Origin of the sequence: Collimonas arenae (assembly GCF_001584165.1) — a bacterium.
In the GTDB taxonomy this organism is placed as follows: domain Bacteria; phylum Pseudomonadota; class Gammaproteobacteria; order Burkholderiales; family Burkholderiaceae_D; genus Collimonas; species Collimonas arenae.
The window spans coordinates 2,511,020-2,537,381 of sequence record NZ_CP013233.1; the positions used below are offsets into that span (position 1 = coordinate 2,511,020).

The 26,362-nt window shown below is 57.4% G+C and carries 14 protein-coding genes, 1 tRNA gene and 5 pseudogenes; 3 read left to right on the forward strand and 17 right to left on the reverse strand.

The genetic code is table 11. The features are described 5' to 3' along the window. Nucleotides 1–362 precede the first annotated feature (362 nt). Together CAter10_RS11615 and CAter10_RS11620 are read left to right on the forward strand one after the other, a co-directional pair. A complete protein-coding gene (locus CAter10_RS11615) occupies nucleotides 363–4,400 on the forward strand; it encodes a Pls/PosA family non-ribosomal peptide synthetase (protein WP_061533531.1) in 4,038 nt (1,345 codons plus the stop codon). Nucleotides 4,401–4,411: 11 nt separating this feature from the next. Further along, the gene (locus CAter10_RS11620) at nucleotides 4,412–4,966 is read left to right on the forward strand and encodes a GNAT family N-acetyltransferase (protein ID WP_061533532.1); all 555 of its coding nucleotides are present in this window, start codon (nucleotides 4,412–4,414) and stop codon (nucleotides 4,964–4,966) included. A gap of 5 nt (nucleotides 4,967–4,971) precedes the next feature. Here CAter10_RS11620 and CAter10_RS11625 read toward each other — a convergent pair. The 10 genes and pseudogenes from CAter10_RS11625 to CAter10_RS11670 all read right to left on the reverse strand — a co-directional run bounded on the left by CAter10_RS11625 (nucleotide 4,972) and on the right by CAter10_RS11670 (nucleotide 17,456). After that, a pseudogene (locus CAter10_RS11625) lies at nucleotides 4,972–6,506 on the reverse strand (BCCT family transporter). A gap of 211 nt (nucleotides 6,507–6,717) precedes the next feature. Continuing rightward, a tRNA-Leu gene (locus CAter10_RS11630) sits at nucleotides 6,718–6,801 on the reverse strand. 285 nt (nucleotides 6,802–7,086) lie between these two features. Further along, nucleotides 7,087–8,588 (reverse strand): annotated as a pseudogene (locus CAter10_RS11635) (CoA-acylating methylmalonate-semialdehyde dehydrogenase). A 133-nt stretch (nucleotides 8,589–8,721) separates the two neighbouring features. Beyond that, nucleotides 8,722–9,515, reverse strand: a pseudogene (gene iolB, locus CAter10_RS11640) (5-deoxy-glucuronate isomerase). Then, entirely contained in the window at nucleotides 9,512–10,426 is a 915-nt protein-coding gene (gene iolE, locus CAter10_RS11645) for a myo-inosose-2 dehydratase (protein WP_061533533.1), read from the reverse strand. Before iolE ends, iolB begins: the two are co-directional and overlap by 4 nt. Before the next feature lie 18 nt (nucleotides 10,427–10,444). Continuing rightward, nucleotides 10,445–12,315: pseudogene (gene iolD, locus CAter10_RS11650) on the reverse strand (3D-(3,5/4)-trihydroxycyclohexane-1,2-dione acylhydrolase (decyclizing)). Beyond that, nucleotides 12,312–14,285 (reverse strand): bifunctional 5-dehydro-2-deoxygluconokinase/5-dehydro-2-deoxyphosphogluconate aldolase, encoded by a 1,974-nt coding sequence (locus tag CAter10_RS11655; RefSeq protein ID WP_061533534.1) that lies wholly within the window; start codon nucleotides 14,283–14,285, stop codon nucleotides 12,312–12,314. Before CAter10_RS11655 ends, iolD begins: the two are co-directional and overlap by 4 nt. A gap of 21 nt (nucleotides 14,286–14,306) precedes the next feature. Further along, nucleotides 14,307–15,089: an ATP-binding cassette domain-containing protein gene (locus CAter10_RS11660; RefSeq protein ID WP_061533535.1), complete on the reverse strand. Its 783-nt coding sequence runs from the start codon at nucleotides 15,087–15,089 to the stop codon at nucleotides 14,307–14,309. 2 nt (nucleotides 15,090–15,091) lie between these two features. Further along, on the reverse strand, nucleotides 15,092–16,252 hold the full coding sequence (locus CAter10_RS11665; protein ID WP_061533536.1) for an ABC transporter permease: 1,161 nt from the start codon (nucleotides 16,250–16,252) through the stop codon (nucleotides 15,092–15,094). Nucleotides 16,253–16,451: 199 nt separating this feature from the next. Further along, the gene (locus tag CAter10_RS11670; RefSeq protein WP_231879301.1) at nucleotides 16,452–17,456 is read right to left on the reverse strand and encodes a sugar ABC transporter substrate-binding protein; all 1,005 of its coding nucleotides are present in this window, start codon (nucleotides 17,454–17,456) and stop codon (nucleotides 16,452–16,454) included. 246 nt (nucleotides 17,457–17,702) lie between these two features. Between CAter10_RS11670 and CAter10_RS11675 the strand changes: the two genes are divergently transcribed. Further along, nucleotides 17,703–18,569, forward strand: coding sequence for a MurR/RpiR family transcriptional regulator (locus CAter10_RS11675; RefSeq protein ID WP_061533538.1), 867 nt, complete (start codon nucleotides 17,703–17,705; stop codon nucleotides 18,567–18,569). Between the two features lie 98 nt (nucleotides 18,570–18,667). Here the strand turns inward: CAter10_RS11675 and CAter10_RS11680 are convergent. The 7 genes and pseudogenes from CAter10_RS11680 to hflK all read right to left on the reverse strand — a co-directional run bounded on the left by CAter10_RS11680 (nucleotide 18,668) and on the right by hflK (nucleotide 26,329). Continuing rightward, nucleotides 18,668–19,704: pseudogene (locus CAter10_RS11680) on the reverse strand (Gfo/Idh/MocA family oxidoreductase). Beyond that, entirely contained in the window at nucleotides 19,701–20,693 is a 993-nt protein-coding gene (gene iolG, locus CAter10_RS11685) for an inositol 2-dehydrogenase (protein ID WP_061533539.1), read from the reverse strand. The pseudogene CAter10_RS11680 and the gene iolG overlap by 4 nt, the downstream one beginning before the upstream one ends. A 234-nt stretch (nucleotides 20,694–20,927) precedes the next feature. Further along, on the reverse strand, nucleotides 20,928–21,464 hold the full coding sequence (locus CAter10_RS11690) for a phosphoribosyltransferase (protein WP_061533540.1): 537 nt from the start codon (nucleotides 21,462–21,464) through the stop codon (nucleotides 20,928–20,930). A gap of 7 nt (nucleotides 21,465–21,471) precedes the next feature. Next, nucleotides 21,472–22,785: an adenylosuccinate synthase gene (locus CAter10_RS11695; protein ID WP_061533541.1), complete on the reverse strand. Its 1,314-nt coding sequence runs from the start codon at nucleotides 22,783–22,785 to the stop codon at nucleotides 21,472–21,474. 3 nt (nucleotides 22,786–22,788) lie between these two features. Next, nucleotides 22,789–23,937 carry an ATP phosphoribosyltransferase regulatory subunit gene (locus CAter10_RS11700; protein ID WP_061533542.1) on the reverse strand — a complete coding sequence of 383 codons (1,149 nt, stop codon included), beginning with the start codon at nucleotides 23,935–23,937 and terminating at the stop codon, nucleotides 22,789–22,791. A 197-nt stretch (nucleotides 23,938–24,134) separates the two neighbouring features. Next, nucleotides 24,135–25,028, reverse strand: a complete 894-nt coding sequence (gene hflC / locus CAter10_RS11705; RefSeq protein ID WP_061533543.1) for a protease modulator HflC — start codon at nucleotides 25,026–25,028, stop codon at nucleotides 24,135–24,137. Continuing rightward, on the reverse strand, nucleotides 25,028–26,329 hold the full coding sequence (gene hflK / locus CAter10_RS11710; protein WP_061533544.1) for an FtsH protease activity modulator HflK: 1,302 nt from the start codon (nucleotides 26,327–26,329) through the stop codon (nucleotides 25,028–25,030). The genes hflC and hflK overlap by 1 nt, the downstream gene beginning before the upstream one ends. Between the last annotated feature and the right edge of the window lie 33 nt (nucleotides 26,330–26,362).

Consider the following 26,362-nt stretch of genomic DNA (forward strand, 5'->3'; position numbering starts at 1 on the left):
TTCAGGATTTTCTTGGGTCGCAGCATCACAAAACCTCGCCGATAACAGTCAAAACGGTCAGAAAGCTTTAGCGGAATTACAAGAAAACGGCGACAAGCAAAACATGCTTGAAATATAACCAGATATTCCTATCATACGACCAATAGTTTCTTAATGGCAAGCGCGATAGCCGAGACGAATCCGCTCCAGGCATCGCACTTGACGGGCTGCCGCGCAAGCCGCACAGTACCGGAGCGACCTACCAAGGAAGCATGGCTGCGAGCCAGACAAAATAGCGATACAAGAAGGATAAAAATGTCCGTTCGCCCTGCATATCTCCCGTGCTACCATTGCCGGTTTGCTATCTCTTACCCGTTTCCTACATGACCCAGACATTGCCCGTCGAAAGCACAGCCGCAGCAGCGTTTCCATCCACCCCGGACATCCTGCACGGGCCGGTGCAACCGGAATTGATACGCAATGAGGTACTGGCCGATCTTCTGGAAGCAACTGCTGCCCGTAACCCAGAACAGATTGCCCTGATTTTTGGGGAACAACAGATCACTTACCAGGCGCTCAACAACCGCGCCGACCTGGTCGCTTCGCGGCTGATCGAAGCAGGTGTGCGTCCCGGCCAGATTGTCGGACTGTGGCTGCCTCGCGGCATCGATCTGCTGGTGATGCAAGCGGGCATAGCCAAGGCCGGCGCCGCCTGGCTGCCGCTGGATGCAGACACTCCGGTAGAACGCGTCGCCGTTTGCCTGGAAGACGCCAACGCCCCCGGTATCGTCAGTTGCGACGCATTCAGCCCCCGTTTGGGTGGCCTTTCCTGCAACATATGGACCGCCGAAAAACTGCTGGCGCCAAGCGATGCGCCGCTGCTGCGCCGCCAAAACGTGCAGCGCAGCGACTCGGCCTATGTGATCTACACTTCTGGATCGACCGGCAAGCCAAAAGGCATCGAGATCAACCAGGGCGCAATCTGTCATTTCCTGCGCAGCGAGAATGCGATACTCGGCATTACCGTCGGCGACCGCGTCTACCAGGGATTCTCGGTAGCATTTGACATGTCGTTCGAGGAAATCTGGATCAGCTACCTGGTCGGCGCCACGCTCTGGATCGCCCCCAAGGAACTGGCCTCCGACCCGGAAGCCTTGCCGCAGGCACTGGCCGCCAACGGTGTAACCATATTGCACGCGGTGCCGACACTGCTGGCGCTGTTCAATCAGGACATCCCCAGTTTGCGCATCATCAATCTGGGCGGCGAAATGTGCCCGGAAGCGCTGGTCAGCCGTTGGGCAGGAGCGAATCGCCAGATTTTCAACACCTACGGCCCGACCGAAGCCACCGTCTCGGCCAGCCTGGCCGAGCTACATGCCAACGAACCGGTCACAATCGGCAGGCCATTGCCCAATTATGGCCTGCTGGTCATCAATCCCTCGCTGGAAAACGGCCTGACCCTGCTGCCACGCGGTGAAGTCGGCGAGTTGTGCATTACCGGCCCTGGCGTTGCCGCTGGCTATCTGGGGCGGCCCGACCTCACTGCCGAGAAATTCCTCGACAATCCCTGGGCCAGCACCGAACATGACCGCCGCTTGTACCGTACCGGCGATCTGGCGCGAATTGAAGCCGACGGTCGCGTGCAATGCCTGGGCCGCACCGACGATCAGGTCAAGATCCGCGGCTTCCGGGTCGAGTTGGGCGAGATCGAAGAAGTGCTGGCGCGCCAGCCTGGCATCGGCACCGTGGCGGTGGTGTTGCGCCAGGAGGACGGCATCGATCAGTTGATCGCTTTCATCGTGCCGGAAAGCGGCGCTGAAGTGATTCCAGCCAAACTACGTACCGCCCTCGGCGAAAGTTTGCAACCTTATATGGTGCCAGGCTTCTTCGAACCGATGAGCGAAATGCCGCGCCTGACGTCCGGCAAAATTGACCGCAAGGCACTCAAAGCACGGCCGCTGGCCGTCGCCGCGGCAACCGACACGGCCGATTCGGACATTCCCGAAACCCCGGCAGAAATGGCGTTGTTCGCCGCCTTGAACAAGCTCTTCCCTGGCCAGCCTATCCATCGCAGCGCCGATTTCTTCAACGATCTCGGCGGCCATTCACTGTTTGCCGCCAAACTGGCGTCGGCGTTGCGCGCCAATCCGGATTTCGCCCATGTGACAGTACGCGACATCTACATGAACCGCACCGTCGGCAACATCGCCAAGGTGCTGGCGGAAACGCCAAGTGCCAGCATTGCGGTCGATACCAGTTGGAGCGCGCCATCGGATGTGAAGCGCTGGCTGTGTGGTGCCGCGCAGGCGGCCGCCGTGCCATGGCTGGTGGCGATGCGCATGATGCAGTGGCTGGCGCCGTTTTTCACTTACCACTTCTTCACCGGCGATCCAGGCGATTCGATTCCGCTGGCAATCCTGGTGTCGATTGGCGCCTTCCTGCTGACCACGCTGTTTGAATTCGGTATCGCGATTGCCGCCAAGTGGCTGATCGCCGGACGCCTGAAACCCGGGCGCTATCCGCTTTGGGGCCTCGCCTATTACCGCTGGTGGCTGGCCGATCGCCTGATCGAGGCCGCGCCGGCCTATCTGCTGAGTGGATCTTCACTCAATACCTGGTGGCTGCGGGCATTGGGCGCGCGCATCGGTTCGGAAGTCGTGATCGGGTCGATGACGCTGCGCGCCCATGATCTGCTGACTGTCGAGGACGGTTGCAGCATCGGCAATGCGGTCAACCTGGAAAATGCCCGGGTCGAGCATGGCGAGTTGATATTGGGAACGATCACGCTGGAACGCGAAAGCTGCATCGGTTCTTACGTGGTCATGGAAGGCAACACCCGCGTCGGCAGCTATGGCCACCTGGAAGGGCAATCGGCCTTGAGCGATGGCCAAAGTGTCCCGGCAAACCGCATCTGGGCCGGCTCGCCGGCTCGCGACGCCGGTGCCTTCGACCAGGCCTCGAAACCCGCTCGGCCGCCAGTCACCCGTCACCGTCAACTCGGTGAATCGGCATTCTTCCTGTTCGGCGCATTGCTGATCACTACCCTGTTCTTCATGCCGGTGTTTCCAAGTTTTATCCTGATCGACTGGCTTGACGACACTGATCGCTACCCATGGCTGCAAAGCAATCAGGTGCCGTTCCAGCTAGCCAAATATTTCCTGCTCGCCTTCCCGGCCACCGCGGTGCTAATCGTCTGTACCGCGCTGCTCTCGGCGGGCATCCGCTGGACGCTACTGCCCCGCATGCGGGCCGGCAGTTGGCCGGTGCGCAGCAACGTCTATTGCAGCAAATGGCTAGTTAACCAGATCCAGGAATCCAGCCTGGCTGTGCTGCACGGTGTGTACGCCACCGTTTACGCACCTCTTTGGTATCGCCTGCTGGGAGCCAAAGTAGGCAAGCACGCCGAGATTTCTACTGCGCTCGGCGTAGTGCCGGACATGCTGACGCTAGGCGACGACACCTTTATCGCCGATGCCGTGTTACTGGGCGACGAACAGATCGATGGCGGCTGGATGACCATGAAGCCAACCGTCATCTCGCGCCGTAGCTTTGTCGGCAACGGCGCTTACGTGCCGGACGGTAGCGTCTTGCCGGAAAACGTCTTGATCGGCGTCCATTCGCGTACACCTGAAAATCACCGCATGCAACCGGGCGATACTTGGCTCGGCTCACCGCCAATCAACCTGCCAGCGCGTGAAGAAACCACCGGTTTCCCCGAACACCTGACGTTCCGGCCATCACGCCGGCGTCGCCTCGGGCGTGCGTTGGTGGAAGGTTTCCGCATCGTCTCGCCGCATGCAATCGTCATCGCGGTCGGCTATACCGTGGTGCTGAACCTGATGCCATTGGCCGGCGCCGGCCAATGGGGTGAGGTCATTTCGTTGCTGACCAGCGCCGGCCTGCTGTACGGCATTGGCAGCTTCATCTTTATTGCAATGCTGAAATGGCTGCTGATCGGCCGCTATAAGAAATGCAGCGTCCCGATGTGGACACGCTTCGTCTGGCTCTCGGAGGGCGTAACCAATCTGTATGAAGGGATCGCCATTCCGAACTTCATGAACTACTTACGCGGTACGCCGTGGTTGCCGCTGGCGTTCAACCTGCTGGGGTGCCGCATCGGCCGCGGCGTCTATATGAACACCACCGACATCACCGAGTTCGATTGCGTCCATGTCGGCGATTACAGCGAACTCAACGCCCAAGCCTGTCCGCAGACCCATCTGTTCGAAGACCGGGTCATGAAAATCGACCATGTCAATATCGGCCGCCGGGTCTATATGGGACCGCGCAGCTTCGTATTGTACGGCGCGTCAGTTGGCGACAACGCCAAGCTGGGCGCGCTAACGCTGGTCATGAAAGGCGAGTCGATTCCAGCAGGATCGAACTGGCGCGGCTGCCCAGCAGCGCCAGCTAAAATCTAAAAGGACGGGACATGGAAATTCGACAGGCGGTTGCCGCGGACTATCCGAAGATCGTCGCGTTGCAAATGGCCAATCGGCCTGAGCAGCTGAGCGCGGCCGAACAGCAGCAAGGATTTATCGTCTCGCAGTTGGACGAGACCCAATTGGACGCCATCAACCGCGCATTAGGCGTGATGGTAGCGATGGATGGCGAACAACTGGCGGGCTTTCTCTGCATGGTGCCCACCTCCATGCAGCCGCGCCACCCAGTAGTCGAAGCAATGCTGGCGACATTTCCAAACCAGCAGTTCAACGGCAAGCCGCTGGATCAGCAACGCGTGTTTGTTTACGGCCCGGTGTGCATCGGTCGCGAATGGCGCGGCCAAGGTCTTCTGCAGAAGATGTTCGCGGCGATAAAATCGCATGCTCGCACCGACTACGATGTCGGCGCGGCATTTATCGATAAGCGCAATCCGCATTCATTTGCGGCCCACGTCAAGGGTTTGAAGATGACTGCCTTGCATCCATTCGAGTGCAATAGTCAAACCTACGAACTGGTCGTATTCGCCACTGCCGATAACACCTGAACGGATCAGGAAGGACTTTCCTCGCGCTCACGCAGCAGCCGCTCCAGCAGCCGGTCGCGCGCGTGACGGCGACGTTCCAGTGTATCGGCTTCCTCGCCCAGCGCTCGAAACAGGCTGGCGCACATGACCAGCATGATGATCATGAACGGCAGCGCAATGACGATTGAGGTCGTCTGCAAACCCTTTAATCCGCCGGCCATCAACAACACCCCTGCAATCAAGGCGGTCAATACACCCCAGGCCAATTTGATGCGCGCCGAAGGAACCGGATTGCCATTACTGGTCATCATGCCCAACACGAAGGTTGCCGAATCGGCCGACGTCACGAAAAAAACCGACACCAGGATAATTGCGACCAATGAGGTCAGCGTGCTCCAGGGCAGATGGTTAAGCAATGCAAACAGCGCCAGCGAGCTGTCCTGCTTGACAATATCGACCAACGGCAAGTGCTCGAACATGATGCCGTGCAGCGCCGCACCACCGAATGTGGCGAACCACAGGAAGCTGATCAAGGAAGGCACCAGCAGCACGCCGGTGACAAACTCGCGAATAGTCCTTCCGCGCGAGATCCGCGCGATGAAAGTGCCGACAAACGGTGCCCAGGTAACCCACCAAGCCCAGTAGAACAAGGTCCAGTCGGCGATCCAGGTACCTTTCGAAAACGGCGTCATGCGCATGCTCATGCTGATCAGGTTGTCCAGGTAGTCGCCGAGCGTAGTGGTCAGCGCATCCATGATGAACAACGTCGGCCCCAACAGGAGCACGAACAGCATCAACAGTAACGCCAGCACCATATTGATATTGCTGAGGATTTTCACGCCCCGGTCCAGACCGCTTAGCGAGGACGCCAGATACAAGCCGGCGGCCACCGCAATCACCGTCAACTGCAGGGCTAGGCCATTCGGCAAGCCGAATACCGTGTGCAGGCCGCTGCTGATCTGCAGTGTTCCGAAACCCAATGAAGTGGCAACGCCGATTGCGGTAGCAAGCACCGCCAGGATATCAATCGTTTTGCCCAACGGCCCTTGCGCATGCTTGCCGAGCAAGGCTCGAAGGTCGTGCTCATCAGCATCGGCCGATTGCGGTTGAACTGGAAGAAGCCGAGCGCCAGCGCCACCACGCAGTACGCAGCCCACGGATGCAGGCCCCAATGAAAAAAGGCGTAGCGCAAGCCCAGCCGCGCCGCCTCTGGACCGCCACCCTGACCGCTGGGCGGCGTCGCAAAATGTGAAACCGGTTCAGCCACACCCCAGAACACCAGGCCAATACCCATGCCAGCGGCAAACAACATGGCAAACCAGCTATGCCGACTGAAATCCGGCTCGGCATCCTCGCCTCCCAGCCGTATCGTACCGAAACGGCCGAACGCCAGATACAACGCAAACACCAGAAACCCGAACATCGACAACAGGTAGAACCAGCCGAAATTAGCGATAGTACCGCCCAAGGCAGTCTGCATCACGGCAGCAAGGTTGAGCGGAGCTAAGGCACCCCACATCACAAACAACGCTACCAGCATCAGCGAAATGATCAATACCATTGGAAGCTCCGAAGATTGTCATTGTTCTTTTTACATGAAGCGAAAACTATTTTCCTACGGCAAACATTATCCAGTATGGCAGAAACGCGAACAACTTGGCCACACGTGAAATGCCGCATACAGCTTCTTTCGCGAAAAGAAAACGGCAATAAAAAAACCGCATAAACATGACTGTTTATGCGGTTTCTCTACACTTGCAACACCAGTTACCTGGTGCCCACGGAGGGACTCGAACCCCACACCTTGCGGCACATGGACCTGAACCATGCGCGTCTACCAATTCCGCCACGTGGGCCGTAATGCGAAGCCCCGTAAGACTTGCAGCAATTCCGAAGACCGAATAATACGTGCATTTGATAGCTTCGGTCAATCGTGTTTTGCAAATTTATGAAATTATTGAGAATTTCATCAAACGCGACCAAGCCGTAATCCGGTTTTCGTCGCGCTTAACGCATGCAGCTGACTGGGGTCAGAGTGGCTTTCTGCGCGCTTTTTTTTGCAGAAACTTCACTCTGACCCCAGATGACTCTGCCCATTTCCCGTAACCATGTCGGGAAATATGAAACTCTCAACAAGCGCCTTATTTCATCGTCGGCATCGCAAACTCGGCACCGGCTGCAATGCTGGCAGGCCAACGCTGGGTCACCGCCTTTTGCTTGGTATAGAAACGCACCGCTTCCGGGCCATGTGCATGATGATCGCCGAACAGGCTACGCTTCCAGCCGCCGAAGCTGTGAAAAGCCATCGGCACCGGAATTGGCACGTTGACGCCAACCATGCCAACCTGCACCCGCGAAGTGTATTCACGCGCGGTATTGCCATCACGCGTGAAAATCGCGGTACCGTTGCCGAACTCATGGCGGTTCACCAACGCCAGCGCCGCCGCAAAATCCGGCACGCGCACCACACACAGTACCGGCCCGAAAATCTCCTCCTTGTATATTTTCATATCCGGCGTAACGTGATCGAACAAGGTGCCCGCCATGAAGAAGCCGCGCTCATGGCCAGGCAATGTGAAATTGCGTCCATCCACTGCCAGTTGGCGCCGGCGGCAACGCCGTCGTCGATATACGCCAGGATCTTGTCCTTGTGTTGCTGTGTTACCACCGGCCCCATCTCCGCCGCCAGGTCCATTCCCTGGTTGATCTTCAATTCGCGCACCCGCGGCGCCAATGCCGCCATCAGTTTGTCGCCCACATCACCAACCGCGACCGCCACCGAAATCGCCATGCAACGCTCGCCGGCGGACCCGTAAGCTGCTCCCATCAGGGCATCGACGGTTTGCTCCAGGTCGGCATCCGGCATCACCACCATGTGGTTCTTGGCGCCGCCCAGGGCCTGCACTCGCTTTCCTTTGGCGCAGCCGGTGGCATAGATGTATTCGGCAATCGGCGTCGAACCAACGAAGCTGACAGCCTTGACATCGGGATGATCGAGTAACGCATCAACCGCCACCTTATCCCCCTGCACCACATTAAACACACCATCCGGCAATCCCGCCTCCTTCAGTAATTCGGCCAGCAGCAAACTCGCCGACGGATCGCGTTCAGAGGGCTTCAGCACAAAAGTATTGCCACAGGCGATGGCCATCGGGAACATCCACATCGGCACCATCACCGGAAAATTGAATGGTGTAATACCAGTGCAGACACCTAGCGGCTGGCGCATGGTCCAGGCATCGATACCGCGGCTGATCTGTTCGGTGTATTCACCCTTGAGCAATTGCGGGATGCCGCTGGCGAATTCAGCCACCTCCAGCCCGCGCACAACCTCTCCCTTGGCATCGGTGAACACCTTGCCATGTTCGTTGGTGATCATCGCAGCCAGCTTGTCGCGGTTTTGCTCGATCAATTCCTTGAAGCGGAACATCACCCGCGCCCGGCGCAGCGGCGGTTGTGCGGCCCATGCAGGGAAAGCCGCCTGCGCGGTAGCGACCGCAACGTCGACATCCGCATGGCTGGCTAGTCCGACCTTGGCGCTGACAGCGCCAGTGGCGGGATTGAAGACATCGCTGCAGCGCTCGCCGGAAGATGGAACGCACTGACCGTTAATGAAGTGCCCTATGGTAGGTAAGCTAGACATGTGAGTTGACCTTGAAGTTTATGTTGCTGCGAACAACAGTCGAGACGAGCCCCTGCCGCCGCCGAGGCGACACCAGACTTGCCGTGCAACTGTCAGGAAATTCGGGAATATGTGCGCCGCCGGCGTCCGCCGGTCAACGCAACAGCATCCATTCGTGCGCCGGATCGTTCTTGAAATGCCACTCGCGCTTGGGACCAGCCATGACATTCAGGTAATAGCTGTCGTAGCCGTGCGGCGCTACCACCGGGTGATAGCCGCGCGGCACCATCACCACGTCGTGGTTTTCCACTGCCATCGATTCATCCAAGGTGCGATCGTCGGTATAGACGCGCTGGAAGGCAAAGCCTTGCGACGGATTGAGGCGATGGTAGTACGTCTCTTCAAGAAAGCTTTCCTGCGGCAAGTTGTCGGTATCGTGCTTGTGCGGCGGATAGCTCGATGAATGGCCGCCTGGTGTCACTACCTCCACCACCAGCAAGTGATCGGCAGGTTCGGTTTGCGGCAGGATGTCGCAGACGTAACGGGTGTTACTGCCCTGCCCGCGCACCGATCTTTTGACCGCAGCCGGCTCGATCAGGCGTGCGTCCAGGTCGCCATTGCCCGGGCGCTGCACACTGCAACCTCAACATCAGCGTGCGCGCTGACAACCACTTTGTGCGAGTGCGGCACATAGACCGAATACGGCGAACGCTCATCAAACACGCTTTGTCGCTCGCCAATCTCTTTCCACGTGTGATCGCCGGCCTGCACGCTGACGACACCACGCAGCACGACGATGCAGACCTCGCGGTCGGCAGTGTTGAAACTAATCCGCTCTCCGGCAGCCAATCGATAAGCGGCAAAGCCGACAAAACGCCAATTAGCTGATTGCGGCGTGACGCTGACGATATCGCGACCTTGGGCCTTTCCCTTGACCAGCAAGCTCATGCCGCCTCCTTTTCGCTACCAGCTTCGATGGCGCGAACCAGCTGAGCTAGGTGGCGATAGCCCATGTCGGCGTATTGATAACTTGGGGCTACCGCCGGGTCCTGCTCCGCTTCGACCACCAGCCAGCCTTCATAGCCACTTTTGTACAGCACGCGTAGCAACCCGTCGAAATCGATGGCTCCGTCACCCGGCACCGTAAACGCGCCGTTAATTACCGCTTGCAGGAAGCTCCAATTACCATTACGCGCCAGCTTCACTACCGCTGGCCGCACGTCCTTGCAATGCACATGGCAGACGCGCTTGATATGCTGCTGCAGTACTGCAAGCGGATCGCCGCCGGCAAACGTGATGTGCCCACTGTCAAACAACAGGCCGACCTCATCGCCGGTCAGCGCCATCAAGCGCTCGACATCGGCCGGCGTCTCGACGTAAGCGCCCATGTGATGGTGATAACCCAAGCGCACACCATGCGACAAAGTAAAACGCGCAAAAGCTGTCAACTTATCGGCATATTGCTGCCATTCCTGATCGTTCAGGAAACGTGGACGCTTGTACAGCGGATCCGGCCGCCCCTGAATCGCATTGGCCACCTCGCCATACACCATGACCTTGGAACCGTTCTCCGCCAGCAATCGCAAATGCGGCCCAACGGCGGCAATTTCATCTTCTACCGAACCAGTCGCCAGGCGTCCGGAATACCAGCCCGATACGCATTCCAGGCCATGTTTGCCGAGCACCGCCGCCAGCGCCGCCGGCTCCTTGGGAAATTTATTGCCCAGTTCAAAGCCGCGATAACCGATCTGCGCGCCTTCGGATAACGCCACCTCAAGCGGCGTCTCGCCGCCCAGCGACGGCAAATCGTCGTTCATCCAGGAAATGGGATTGATGCCGATCTTTACGTTGAATGTCATGGTTTCTCTCGCAATTCTTTAGACTTTTTGATTACCGCGGGCTTGTTCGTAGTCGGCCCGGGCCGCTTGCACCTGCGGCCGCTGCGACACCTCCGGCACCGCCACTTCCCACCAGCAGCCGCCGTCTTCGGTGGTGCGCTTGGGATCGGTGTCGATACACACCAGGTAGGTGCGGTCCGCCGCACGCGCCCGCTGCAGCGCCGCTTCCAGCTCAGCGATACCCTTGACGTTTTCCGCCAGCGCGCCAAGGGATTTGGCATGCGCTGCAAAATCGATGGCCGGCACACCCAGCGGCCCTTGCAGGCAATCTTCCAGCATGTTGTTGAAAGGCGCCCGCCACAAGCTTGCTGCAGGCGGTTGATGCAGCCGTAGCCGCGATTGTCCAGCACCACGATGATCAGTTTGCGGCCCAGCATGACCGAAGTTGCGATTTCGGAATTCATCATCAGGTAGCTGCCATCGCCAACCATGACGATGACATCCCGGTCCGGCTGCGCCATCTTGACACCGAGACCGCCGGCAATCTCGTAACCCATGCAAGAGTAGCCGTATTCGACGTGATATCCACCCGGGGTCGAGGTGCGCCACAATTTGTGCAGTTCAGCCGGCAAGGTGCCAGCGGCGCACACCACGATATCGTGCACGGTCGAATCGATGCTGGAGCGTTGCACTGCGCCGATCACCTCGCCGTCATACGGCAAGGCCGGCGCCGCCACCTCACGCTGGCTGGTGATGGTATCGACCGTAGCGCGCCAGGCATTCGCCTGTTCCAGCGCCAATGCATGCCAGCCGGCGCTGGAGCGCCAGTCGCCCAATCCTTGCGATAAAGCCGCCAGCCCGAGCCGGGCATCGGCCAGCAGTGGCGTGCCCTGCCACTTGATGGCATCGACCGGATTGACGTTGATGCTTAGCAGCTTGGCCTGCCCAAACAGTGAATGCGAACCAGTTGTGAAATCCTGCAGGCGCGTGCCCACCGCAATCACGACGTCAGCCTTGACTGCCAACGCGTTCGCAGCCGGCGAACCGGTCACGCCAAGCGCCCCCAGTTGCAAGGGATGACGCCAGGCCAGCGAACTTTTGCCCGCCTGCGTTTCGGCGACAGGCACACCATGCTTTTCAGCAAAGCTGCGCAAAGCCTCGGTGGCTTCGCCATACAACACGCCGCCGCCGGCAACGATCAACGGCTGTTGCGCGTTTTTCAGCAATTCCAGCGCCGCATGCAACTCGTCGGCAGCCGGCGGCTGGGCGCGGAACTTGACGACGTGTGGAGAGAAAAATTCGACCGGATAATCGTAAGCCATGGCTTGCACATCCTGTGGCAAGGCCAGCGTCACCGGACCGCACTGCGCGGCGTCAGTCAACACCTGGATCGCCCGCGGCAAGGCCGTCAGCAGCTGCTCCGGATAATAGATGCGGTCGAAATAGCGCGACAGCGGCTTGAACGCATCGTTGGCCGAAATCCCGCCATCCTGGAAATTCTCGACCTGCTGCAATACGGGATCGGGACGCCGCGACACGAAAATATCACCCGGCAGCAGCAATACCGGCAAGCGGTTCACATGCGCCAATGCGGCGGCGGTCAGCAAGTTGGTCGCACCGGGGCCGATCGAACTTGTCACCGCCATCATGCGGCGTCGCATATTGGCCTTGGCGAAAGCAATCGCGGCGTGCGCCATGGCCTGTTCGTTATGCGCCCGATACGTCGGCAGCTGTTCACGATACTGATACAGCGCTTCGCCCAGCCCAGCGACATTGCCATGGCCGAAGATCGAGAACACGCCGCCGAATAGCGCCACTTCACCATCCGGCGTATCGATGCGCAAGGCGGCCAGGTAACGCACCAGCGCTTGCGCCATGGTCAGGCGTATGGTTTTTTGATGTGCGCTCATGCTGCCCGCTCCGCTTTCTCGGCCGGTGTAACCTCCAGGCCGTTGCGGCTATCGCGCCAGACACCGATCAATTTCTCAAAAATGCCGCGCACCTGTTGAATCAGCGTGGCATCGTCGATCCGACCTTGCAGCCAGAGCTTCGACGGTTCATGGAAAATCGTCCGCCCCACCATGAAACCGCGACAGGTCTTGCTGTGGCGCGAGGCACGGAAGCCGGCGGCCAACGCTTCCACCGGCGCCGCCAGGCCAAGCAACACCACGCCACGGCAATACGGATCGCGCTCGGCAATCAACGCATCGATTGCCGCCCACTGCGATTCCGACATCGACTCCAGCTTCCACCATTCCGGGTAGATGCCGAGGTTGTACAGACGTTTTATGCCGCGCAGCACGGTGTCATCAGCTTTCGGCAAATCTTTGGGCGGGATGATTTCCAGCAGCAACTCGTGGCCACTGACCTGTACTGCGTTGTACAAGCTGCGAATTTGGGCTTCCTGTTCCAGGCGCTTCTCGACCGCATCGTCAGGATGAAATTGCACCAGACACTTCACCACATGCTCTTTTGGCCAGCTCAGCAGATGCGAGCCGATCGAGCGGCCGTAGTCGAATTCCAGCGGGTTCGATAGTGGCAACTCAACTGCATGGCCAATCCACCAGCCGCGTCCGGTAGCCGCATTCAACGCATCCTGCCCATATCGGTCGTCGGCCAGGATACCGATTTTCCCTTGTAATCCAAGCGCTTGTTCCGTCGCCGCCACCGCCTGCACCAGCAGTTTTTTAAGCTGCGGAAGACGCTCCTCGCCAACGCCGGATTCGCGTGCCAGTTCGAAGAACTGGTTACGATGATCGAAGGCAAACACATTGACTTCATTCCAAACCTTGCGCGGTACGGTGACCCGGTGCAGGCGCTGCAGATAGGCATCCTGATCAGGCCGCTGCATGCGTTCAGCGCGTTCCAGGAAATAAGCCAGCTCGACCGGCGTCGGCATGGCTGGCGCGCAAGCATGACGCGACACCACCAGCGCGCCGCAGGCATTCGCGTAACGGCAGCAACTCTCGTCGTCCTCTCCGTTAAGCCAGCCTTTGAGGAAGCCGGACAGGAAGGCATCGCCTGCACCCAGCACATTGAGCACCTCGACCTGCACGCCCCTGTAGTTGAAACCGGCATCCAACGAAGCTGGAATCGCACCATGGATGACCGCACAACCCAGTGGCCCGCGCTTGACCACCAACGCTGCCTGACTAACCGCACGTACCGCCTGCAACGACGCCATGATGTCCTTGCCGCCGCCAGCGATCATGAACTCTTCCTCGGTGCCGACCACCAGGTCAAACTGTGGCAATATCGCTTGCAAATGCGCCGTCACACCGTCATTGGCGATGAAGCGGGTCTCGCCGTCGCCCTTTTGCGTCAATCCCCACAGCACCGGCCGGTAGTCGATATCCAGCACCGTACGGACATTATTGCTACGCGCATACTTCAGCGCCAGGCTACTGCTGCGATGCACCTGCGCAGTGGAGAAATGCGTGCCGGTAATCAGCAATGCCTTGCTGGATGCGATGAAGGCTTCATCGATATCCTCTTCAGCCAGCGCCATATCGGCGCAATTGTCCCGATAGAAGATCAGCGGGAATGTATCCTTGTCCTTCAGACCCAGCATCACCAGCGCGGTCAGTCGTTCCGGATCAATCTTGATATGGCTGACGTCGCAGCCTTCATCTGCCAAAGCGGCAGTCAGGAATTGGCCGTTATGTTCGTTGCCAACCCTGGCCAGCATCGCCGACTTCAAGCCCAATCGGGCACAGCCGAATGCGATATTGGCTGACGACCCGCCCAGATACTTGGCAAAGCTGGTGACATCGGCCAGCGGTGCGCCGACCTGCTGTGCGTACAGATCCACCGCCAGGCGGCCGATGCAAACGACATCCAGCTTGCGGCCCGATGCAAAATTTTGATTAGTGTGTAGCATGAGTGCGTCCTTTTACCTGGCCTAAACCTGTATGCCTTCCAACTGATTCATCAGCGTCTGCATTTCCGCGCCGCCCGCCATCATGTCCAGCACTTCATCCTTGGTGACATTGTCCTTGGTGAAGGTGCCCATCGATTTGCCGCGATTCAGTAAGGTAAAGGAATCGCCGATCGGGTAGGCATGATGCACATTGTGCGTAATGAAAATCACTGAAATGCCGCGTTCGCGCGCCTTGTAGATCAGCTTCAGTACGTTGAACGACTGCTTGACGCCAAGCGCTGCGGTTGGCTCGTCAAGAATCAGGACACGGGCGCCGAAGTGGATTGCACGGGCAATCGCCAGGCACTGCTTCTCGCCGCCGGACATGGTGCCGATCGCGTGATGCGGATCGCGCACCATGATGCCCATCTCCGCCAGTTTGGCGCGCGCTGTCTCGGCAGCATAGTTAATATCCATCACCGTGATGCCAAACACCTTCTTGGTCGGCTCACGGCCCATGAAGAAGTTGCGCGCCACCGACAGCAACGGCACCAGCGCCAGATCCTGATAGACGGTCGCCACACCGACGTCCAACGCCTCCTTCGGAGAATTGAACGAAACCGGTTTGCCGTCAACCAGGTATTGCCCTTCAGAGGGTTTATGCACCCCGGCCAGCGTCTTGATCAAGGTCGATTTGCCGGCGCCGTTATCGCCCAGCAGGCAATGCACTTCGCCCTTTCTCAGGCGTAGCGTGACGTTCTGCAACGCAATCACCGAACCGAAGTACTTGCTGACGTTTTCCAATGCCAGAATAGTGTCACTCATGATTACCTCGCCTCCGTCACGCGGCGACGGACATAGTTGTTGAACAGGACCGCCACCAGCAGCATCACGCCAAGAAACACGCGGAACCAGTCGGAATTCAGGTTGGTGTAGGTGATGCCGATCTGCACCACGCCGAAAATCAACGCCCCGAAACAAGCACCGATCACCGAGCCGTAGCCGCCGGTCAGCAAGGCGCCGCCGATCACTGCGGCGATGATCGCCTCGAATTCCTTCTGCAAGCCGCGATCAGCAGCAGCCGAGCCTACGTCAGCCACCTGCAGCACGGCAAACAAACAGGCGCAAAATGCGGTGAACACAAACAACGAAGTTTTGACGCGCTTGACCGGCACACCGACATTCTTGGCCGCATTGGCGTCACCGCCGACTGCGAAAATCCAGTTGCCAAAACGGGTCCGCGCCAGCACAAAACTCGCCCCCAGCGCCAGCACCGCCCACCAGACGATGACCTTGGGAATCCCTGCGACCAGCGGCTTGCCGCCGTCTACCGTAGCAATCCAGCCGTGGCTGGCCATCCACTGGAACAGTCCGCTACCGAGATTGCCGGTGAACAGCCAGCTGCCGAGCCAGTCATGTGCGGCAAATTCGCCGACACCGCTGACGATGGTACGGTCGGCAAACATGATCGACAGCGCCAGTGTCAAGCCGCGCAGGATGAACATGAAGGCCAGCGTGACAATGAACGACGGCAGCCGGGTTTTCACCACCAGATAGCCGTTGAGGTAGCCCAGCGCCATCGAACCGGCGAAGGCAAAAATCACCGCCAGCCAGAACGGCCAGTGGAAATAAACGGTCGGGATCGCCACCATCATGCCGGCAAAGCCAATCATCGAGCCGATCGACAAATCGAACTCGCCGGCAATCATCAATACGCAAGCGCCGATCGAGATCAGGCCCAGATACGCCGCCACCTGCATCCAGTTGACCACGCCATCCAGGTTGAACATGCCGGAATCGCCGGCGGCGATGCCAAATACGATAAATACCAGAATCGCTCCCGCCAGCGAGGCAAACTCCGGACGTCCCAGGAAGCGTTTCAGAGAGCCTTCCTTGCGTACCCGCTCGTCTTTCGAAGCGCTATTCTGCTGCGCTGGGCTGCTGCTGTCGGCACTTAGCTTGTCAGCGTGCGCACTGCTTGAATTCATGACTGTATCTCCTGCTTGTATTGGCCAGCGATCGGATCAAACGTCAAACTGGCGACTTATTGCGGGCCTGGTGGAACGCTGCGGGCAAGCTAGCGCCCGGGCGATTCGTCCCCTTGATTCAATTCATCGGTTGCCCGCCCCGTTGTTGCGGGCAACCGCATCATGCGTTTGTATAAGCTTTTATATGGACAGGTGAGGATCAGCGATATTGGCCAGCGTACTTCAACACTTTATCGAGATTGTCCTTGGTAATGTAGCCCGGACCGGAGCTGATGTGGCGCGGACCATAAATTGGCGCCAGACCGTATTCAGCCAGCCGTGCCTGGAACTTCGGATTGGCCTTGAGCTTGGCCTGGATGGCGGCGACATCGGTGATCTTGTCTTGCGTCATGATTGCCAGGACGGCAACCGGAATATAGCCTTGCAGGTAGGGTTGCTGATCGATCGCAAACTGCACCGAACCATCCTTGATACCCTTGGCGACTTCCTCCGATAGATCGAAGGTGGCGAACCACATCTTGCCCTTCAAGCCCATCTTCTGCAGTGCTCGCAAGCTTGGCGAGGCCGAATCAGGGCCGAGTGCCAATACCGCCTGGGTACCGGGGTTGTTGCGCAGATACGCACTTACTTTGCTCTCGATACCAGTTGGGTCCTGACCGGCGTCAAGCGTCGATTTCTTGTAATCGACGCCGATCGCATCGGCAAAGCCGCGGCAGCGCTCGAACGAAGACGGGTTGGTTGCATAATGGTTGACGCACAGGAAAGACTTGATGCCGGCCGCCTTGGCCTTTTCGCCTGCGCCATGGCCTGCATCGTATTCCGGCTGACCTACGTGCATGATCGCGCCGAGTTCTTCACTTTGCTTTTGGGTGCCGGAATTGATCGTAACCAGCGGGATTTTTTTTGCGGTGACGTTTTCCATGGCTTTTTTCAGCACGCTGAAATCGGCGATACTGGCAATCACGCCATCATAATGACGCGCCGCAGCTTGCTCGATCAGGCGCGACATATCGGCCAGGTCGCCATTCGGGGGATTGCGGTAATCGACTGTCACGTTGAAGTCCTCGCCGGCCTGCTTGATGGCGTTTTTGATGGTATTCCACCAGGAATCGGAATCCGGTGCGTGGCTGATCAGAACAAATTTTTCATTCGCGGCATAGCTTGTATTCATTGCACCAAAAGTCATCGCCAGTGTTGCCACCATCAAGGCCTTGATCAGGGAATGTCCCCGGCCCTTGCTTCTGAGTCGTTGCATAGTTATCTCCGTTGTTGTTTTATCCACTGCCGTTTAGGCTGATCGCCCAGCACCGAAAGCGTCATCGGTACTCAACAATAGAACAAGCGCACTCAACATGCAACGTTTTTTTCAATTAATTTTAATTTAGAATTTTATTTTCATCTTTAAAAATGTCTTTATAATTGCCATACGATTCATATAGGAAAGAATGCCATGGCAGATACACCGACTGTCGATCAGTTGATGCTGCAAATCGCCGAACAATACGCCACGCTTTCGCGCCAGTTGAAGATCATCGCCAAGTACATCGAACAGCACCGTGGCAGCCTGATGCTGGTGCGGATCAGCGACATTGCCGAAACTTGCAATGTGCAGCCTTCCGCCATCGTGCGCTTTGCCAAGCAGTTCGGCTTCAGCGGCTTCAGTGAAATGCAGGCGGTTTTCCGCGATGCCTATACCGCCCAGGCAATCCCGTCGCAAAACTACCAGCAGCGCATACGCAAACTGATCGATGCCAAGCAAACATCGCTCACCAGCGGGGCCATGGCGCGCGAATTCATCGATGCCAGCCGCAGTGGCCTCGATGAATTATTGAGCGGTATGGACGATGTCCAGTTTGAAGCCGCGGTCAAACTGTTGCAGAAGGCGGAAAACATCTACGTGATCGGTGTGCGCCGCTCCTTCCCTATCGCCAGCTACATCGTCTATGCGCTACAGCACACGAACAAACGGGTGCATCATCTGTCCGGCCTGGGCGGCATGATTCGCGAACAGATCCGCAGCATCGGCAAGAATGACGTGGTGATTGCCATCAGCTTCACGCCCTACGGCAAGGAAACCCAGGCTTGCGTCAGACTGGCGCATCATCACCAGGCGAAATCGCTGGTCATCACCGACAGCCAGCTCAGCCCATTGGCGCGACACGCATCGGTACTATTGACAGTCAAGGAAGGCAGCGCATTCGCATTCCGTTCGCTAACCAATGCGATGTGCCTGTGCCAAGCGCTGTTCATTGCGCTGGCATATCGGCTGGAATTGAATGTCGAAGAAACCACACCGATGGATGGTTATGATGAATAGGCAAGGCTAGCTTGTAATAGAGATAGCATCGCCATCGGTTTTCTTGCGGAAGAACAGAGGCCGGCGCCGCCATGCTTCGATGGCCGCCGGCCTTACTGTTACAACAACACCGGTTGTTTGGACAGCAGCGATTCACGCAAGGCAATGCCGATCCGCGTTGCCTCCGTGGCATCATCCAGGGTCAACTCCAGCTTCTGTTCCCGACGTATTGCGTCGACAAAAACACTGACCTCCGTCAGGAAAGCATCTTCAAATCGCTCAAAGAAACTGGGCAGGCACTCGTTGCGCACACCATGCGCATCGGCGATTTCCACGCGGTTGCGGCGCGGGTTGCTGCCCACGGTCAAACGCCCGCGGTACCGGTAATTTCCGTCATCGTGTCATGTCCGTGCGGCATGGTGCGCGATGCGTAAAAGGTTGCGATGCGGCCGTTGTCGAATTCACAGATGGCAACGCCGTTGTCGACATCCCGGAATTGCTGCAGATCCTGATGGATGGCGGTAGTGCCGCTGGCATAGACCCTGACCGCTTGCGGATTGCCCAGCAACCAGCGCGCCAGGTCGATATCGTGCACGCTGCAATCGAGGAAAATGCCGCCGCTGGTCGCCGCAAATTTGACGAAGAAACCATCGGGATCGTACTGATCGCACGTTTGCGAATACACCATGAACGGCGAGCCTATCGCACCCTGCTGGATCTTGTTGTAAGCATCCCGATAGCTGGCATCGAAGCGCCGCACAAAGCCGATCATCACTTTCAATTGCGGATGACGCGCGGCTTCGGCGCTCACCCGACGGCAATCCTCCAGGTCCAGCGACAGCGGCTTTTCGCAAAACACATGCTTGCCGGCCTGCAGGGCCTGAATGATCTGCTGCGGATGCAGCGAGGTAGGCGTCACCAGGAATACGGCATCCAGTCCGTCATGCGCCAGCAAGGCCTCGTAATCGGCATACAGATGCGGCACCTGCAACGTATCGCGCGCCCATTCGAGCTCTGCCGGCAGCGGGCTGCAAGCGGCCACCAGCGTCGCTCCGGCAACCCGCGTCATCAGGTTTTCCGCATGGCGCCGCCCCAACCTGCCAAGTCCGACAATGCCGACTCTCAGCGTCGGCGCATGGGTTGACGAATAACTCATTTTGCCAACTCGATGGTACGGTTTTCACGCCACGACAACGTCGCCGCTTCGGCCAGTTCCAGCGCCTTGACGCCGTCTTCAATCGTAGTGCGCACCGCAACCTTGTTGACCACCGCGTCGAAGAAATGGGCGATCTCGCGTGCATAGGCAGCGCGATAGCGTTCCAGGAAGAAGTGTTCAGGCAGATCATGGCTGACACTGCTGCCGGTTGACGCTGTCACTTCGGTGGGTTTGTGGTTTCCGGCCTGCAGCATCCCTTTGCTGCCCAGCACTTCAAAGCGCTGGTCGTAACCGTAGGCAGCGCGGCGGCTGGTATTGATCTGGCATAAACGTCCGCAGCGGCTGCGGATGGTGACGGCGGCGCAATCAATGTCACCTGCTTCGGCAATCGCCGGATCGGTCAAGCAGCTCCCGGTCGCGGAAATGCTCACCGCTTCATCTTCCAGTATCCAACGAAAGATATCGAAATCATGGATCAGCATGTCCTTGAAAATACCGCCAGAACTCTTGATGTAGGATACCGGCGGCGCGCCCGGATCACGGCTGGTGACCACCAGCATTTCCGGATCGCCGATTTCGCCAGCAGCCAGGCGCTCCTTGAGTGCAGCGAAAGTCGGATCGAAACGGCGCTGGAAGCCGATCATGCACGTCACACCAGCGGCCTTGACCGCCTGAGCACAGGCCTTGGCGCGCTCCAGCGTCAGGTCAACCGGTTTCTCACAAAAAATTGCCTTGCCTGCAGCAGCAGCCCGTAAGATCAGATCCGCATGGGTATCCGTACTCGATGCAATCAATACCGCACCGACGCTGGAGTCAGCCAGAGCCCGATCAATATCGGCCACCTGTGCGCCATGCTGCGCCGCCAGTTCCTGTGCTGCCTGCATGTTGACATCGCTAACATATTTCAGGTTGGCGCCGACTTGCAGCACCAGGTTTCCCGCATGAATCTTGCCGATACGACCGGCGCCGAATACTGCTACATCAATCATGTCTGTTCTCCGTTTATCGTGTTCTGATTGCCACTGCAGATCATTGTATGCATGTTTTCTGTAAATAGAAACATTTTTTCGTTTATTTTTTTTGTGGAATATTTTTTGCATAAACGAACTATCGATGGGCCTCGCAATCATGCGAAAACCAGAACCCATAAACAAAAAACCCCGTTGATTGCTCAACGAGGTTTTTATCAATGCAATACAGGCACTACAACAAATCAGCGCACATCAACGCGATACACCCTTTTTGCTCCAGGCTTCCAGCTGATGCGGACGCAGGCTGTCGTACTCTTCGAAAGGCTGATGGATCCACGGATTGGTCGGCAGGTAATCGACATAATAATCCGGCTTCAACGAGGAGCAGGCCTTCCACCAGATCACTGCAGACTTCACTTCTGTCACCGGAGCGTAGTTCTCCTTCAGGTGATGCAGGACCTTATCCAGGGTAACACCCGAATCGACCAGATCGTCCACCACCAGCACGCGCCCCGACAAAGCGCCGCGACTCATCGTGATGTGCTTGCCGATATCGAGCTCACTGCGCACCGTACCAGCCTCTTCACGGTAGGAACTGGTCGACAGGATCGCCAGCGGCACATCAAAAATGCGCGAAAACACGTCCCCTGGACGCAAACCGCCACGCGCCAGGCACAGCACCTGGTCAAACTGCCAGCCGGAAGCATGGACGTTCAGGACCAGTTTTTCAATGATGCGATGATATTCATCCCACGACACCCACAGGTGCTTGTCATCAGATTTATTCATATTGTTTTTATTTAAATGGGTGGCGTAAAACGATGGTTTCCTCACGGTCAGGACCGGTCGATACCATATCGATAGGCACGCCTACCAATTCTTCGATACGTTTGATGTAAGCACGGGCTGTGGCCGGCAAGGCATCCATGGATTTGGCGCCAACCGTGGACTCGCTCCAGCCAGGCATTTCTTCATAGATAGGCTGGCACAGCGCTGCTTCTTCGGCGCCGACCGGGAAAATATCCACGGTCTTGCCGTTGAGCGTATAGCCGGTGCACAGCTTCAATGTTTCCAGGCCGTCCAGCACATCCAGCTTGGTCAGGCACATACCCGACACGCCGTTGATCTGCACCGAACGCTTCAGCAAGGCAGCATCGAACCAGCCACAACGACGGGCGCGGCCGGTCACTGTGCCAAATTCGTGGCCAACGCTGGCCAGATGCTTGCCGACGCCTTGATCGGTCGGCAGTTCGGAAGGGAATGGACCGGAACCGACACGCGTGGTGTAAGCCTTGGTGATACCCAGGATGTAATGCAACATGTTCGGACCGACGCCGCTACCGGCAGCGGCATTGCCGGCTACGCAATTGCTCGATGTGACGAACGGGTAAGTGCCGTGATCAACATCCAGCAAACTGCCTTGTGCGCCCTCGAACAACAGACTGGCGCCACCATTGTAAGCCGCGTACAGGTCGCTCGACACATCGGCCACCATCGGGCGCAGGCGCTCGACAGTTGCCAGCGCATCATCCAGCGTCTTTTGATAATCGACGGCCGGTGCCTTCAGGTAATTGGTGAGAACAAAATTATGATATTCGAGATTAGCCTTCAGCTTTTCCGCGAAACGCTCTTCATTGAGAAGGTCAGCTACGCGGATAGCGCGACGGGCGACCTTGTCTTCATAGGCTGGGCCGATACCCTTGCCGGTGGTGCCGATCTTGGCATCGCCGCGTGCCGCTTCGCGCGCCGCATCGAGTGCGGTGTGGTATGGCAGGATGATCGGGCAAGCTTCAGAGATCTTCAGGCGCGAGGCGACTTCGACACCGGCTGCCTGCAGCTTGTCGATCTCGCGCAGCAGGTCGGGTACCGACAAGACTACGCCGTTACCGATATAGCAGGCGACGCCCGGGCGCATGATGCCGGACGGGATCAACTGCAACGCTGTCTTGTGACCGCCGATGACCAATGTGTGGCCAGCGTTATGGCCACCCTGAAAACGCACAACTGCCTGTGCGTGATCGGTCAACCAATCAACGATCTTGCCTTTTCCTTCGTCGCCCCATTGGGTGCCAATCACAACGACGTTTTTTGCGGTGCTTTTCTGTAACATCACTTAGTCCAAATTTTTGATAATCCAGTTTCCATTTTCGAGCACGACCGCGCGGTCGCAATCGAACTCGTCTTGATCGTTTTCATGGCCGGGCAGACTCTGGATCACAACTTCCCCAGCCTTGCGCAATTCAACGATCTTTTCCTTCAAACCTGCTTCCACTCCCCAAGGAGCATGAATCGCACGCTTGCGTACCGCTACGGGAATCAGTCTTGCCAGCTCCCGCAAATCCATAGAAAAACCTGTCGCCGGACGCGAACGTCCAAACGCGGCGCCCACATCGTAGCGCCCGCCGCGCGCCAGCGCATTCGGCAACCCTGGCACGTACGCCGCGAAAATCAAACCACTTTCGTAATGATACCCGCGTAAATCGGCTAAATCGACCGTCACGCAATCTTTCCCCGCCGCTTCGGCTAGGGTTTCCAGCTCATCCAGCGCCTTGGCGATGGCCGGCAGCGCCGGCAATACCTGGCGCGCCTGCTTGAGGACACTGGCATCGCCATATAAACCCGGCAGCGCCAACAATGCAGCACGGGTTTCCGGCTTGTAAGCGATGCTGATGGTACGTAGGCCAGGCAAATCCTTGGCTTCCAGCAACGCCACCAGCTCAGCCTCATTCACCTTGGCAGCTTCGTCGCCCGCAATAATGGTGCGCAAGATGCCGACATGGCAAAGATCCAGGCGTACCTGAGTGATCCCGGCCAGGGCCAATGTCGCCAGTGCAAGTTCCTGGATTTCGGCATCGGCTTCCAGACCAAGGTGACCGTAGATTTCAGCGCCGATCTGCAACGGCTCGCGGGTGGCGTGCAACCCGGATTGACGAGTATGCAACACACTGCCGACATAGCATAGGCGGGTGACCGATTCGCGATTGAGCAAATGGGCGTCGATACGCGCCACCTGGGTTGTCATGTCGGCACGAATCCCGAGCGTGCGGCCGGACAACTGATCAACCAGCTTGAAGGTCCGCAAATCCGTATCCTGGCCAGCGCCCGCCAGCAGCGATTCCAGGTATTCCAGCATCGGCGGCATGACCAGTTCATAGCCGTACAAGCGAAAATTATCCAGTATCAGTCGACGCAAATCTTCAATCTTGCGGGCTTCGGACGGCAAGACATCAGCAATATTTTCAGGGAGAAGCCAATTTGGCATAGGGAAAATGAATCTTAGAAAAAAAATCTTTCCGCAAGAACTGAAATCTCAATTCTTGCCGGAACAACATCATTAACAATTACCGGCACATGTATTTGGAAAGCCAAACAGTAAGGCCTCGAAAATAAGGAATGGCGCCTCAAGCGAAGGCGCCATTCCCGTGCAGCTTTTTACCGCTGTCGATTAAAGCGGCTTATTTATTTTTTGGCAGGGCCTGCAGTTCCACCAGCCGGACTCCGGAAATACTTGAAGAATTCCGAATTCGGATCAATCACCATCAGATCTTGACGGGTCTTGAAGCTGGCGCGATAGGCCTCAAGGCTACGATAAAACTTGTAGAACTCCGGATTTTGTCCGAATGCCTGGGCATAGATCTGCGATGCCTTGGCATCGCCTTCACCGCGCATCTTTTCCGCATCACGATAGGCTTCCGCCAGGATCACGGTACGTTGCTTGTCGGCATCTGCACGAATCTTTTCCGATTCAGCCGACCCCGTCGAGCGCAATTCATTCGCCACGCGCAGACGCTCGGATTTCATCCGATCATAAACCGATGCATTGATCTGGTCGACATAATCCACCCGCTTCAAGCGCACATCGATAATGTCGACGCCGATCTGCTTGGATTCGTCTTGCACCTTTTGACGAATCGAATCCATCACCTTGCCGCGCTGGCCAGAAATCACTTCACGTACCGTGCGTTTGGTGATTTCATCGTTTAATGCCGCCTTGACGATTTGTGACATGCGATCCTGAGCGCGCTTCTCATCGCCGCCGAAACTGACGAAATACAGCTTCGGATCGGTGATGCGCCACTTGACGAACGCATCGATCAGGATATTCATTTTCTCGGCCGTAATGAAACGATCGGTATCCGGCGAATCGATGGTCAATATGCGCTTATCCAAAAACAATACATTCTGGAACGGCGGCGGCAGCTTGAAATGCAGGCCCGGCTCGCTGATCACCTGCTTGACCTCGCCGAAGGCGAACAAAATGGCGTACTGGCGCTGATTAACGACAAAAATCGTCGACGACAAGATCACCAGGGCGATGAATGCGCTTATGACAGCTACGATAAGACGATTCATTATCGGCCCTCCCGATCACGAGAGTCGCGGCTATCGCGCGAACGATCGTCGGCTTGCGCCCGCGATTCCGTAGGCGTCACAGTATCTTTCAAGGCCGGCGTCGCAGCAATTGCTGGCGCAGTGCCGACAGTAGCATTACTGCTCGATGTTGCGCTGGCGGCCGATTGTGCGATCAGCTTATCCAATGGCAAATACAATAAATTGTTCCCGTTTTTAGCATCAACCATTACTTTTGTCGTGTTAGCAAAAATCTGTTGCATGGTATCCAGATACATACGATCGCGCGTGACCGCCGGCGCCTTCTGATACTCAGTCAGGACCTGCTTGAAGCGTGAAGCGTCACCTTCGGCGTTGGCCGTCACGCGCGCACTGTAAGCCTCAGCTTCCTGCAGCAAACGCGAAGCAGCACCGCGTGCCTTCGGAATCACATCGTTGGCATAAGCCTGACCTTCATTCTTTTGCCTTTCACGGTCCTGCCCGGCCTTGACTGCATCGTCAAACGCGGCCTGGACCTGCTCAGGCGGTTGCACGCCTTGCATCGTGACATTGGTAATCTGCACACCGGCCTTGTAGCGATCCAGAATCTGCTGCATCAACTGGCTGGTATCCTGCGCCACCTTCTCACGCCCCTCATACAGCACGAAATCCATCTTGTTCTTGCCGACGATTTCGCGAATCGAAGTTTCTGCCACCTGGCGCACCGTCTCTTCCGGATCACGGATATTGAAAATCCAGTCGGAAGCGCTCTTCAGCGTGTACTGCACGGCAAACTGGATGTCGATGATGTTTTCATCATCGGTCAGCATCAGGGCTTCCTTCGGCTGCTTGTTCTTGGCATTGGCGCGATAACCGACCTCGACCGTCCGCACTTGCGAAACATTGACGATTTCATGGCTTTGGATCGGATAAGGCCAGCGCCAGTTGAAACCCGGGGTAGTCGAATGACTATATTTACCGAACGTCATGACAACGCCGGTCTGGCCTTCCTGTACGGTAAAGAAACCACTGGCCAGCCACAGCAGGAACGCCACCACGGCAATCGCACCGACGCCGACACCGGCGCCCTTCATGTCCGGATTGAAGCCGCCACCGCCCGAATCGCCGCCACCGCCACTCTTGCCGCCAAGCAGGCGGCTCAGGCGCTGATTAAAGTCTTGCCAGAGCTTGTCCAGATCCGGAGGACCGTTATTTGGCTTTTTGCCATCGTTATTTTGCTTGTTGTCATTTTGCGAATTACGACCCCATTGCGGATCATTCAACGAAAATTTCAAACCAAGTTTTTTAAATAAGGTACCAAGCATTCGATCGTTATCTTTAAGTAAATGAATAAGGGG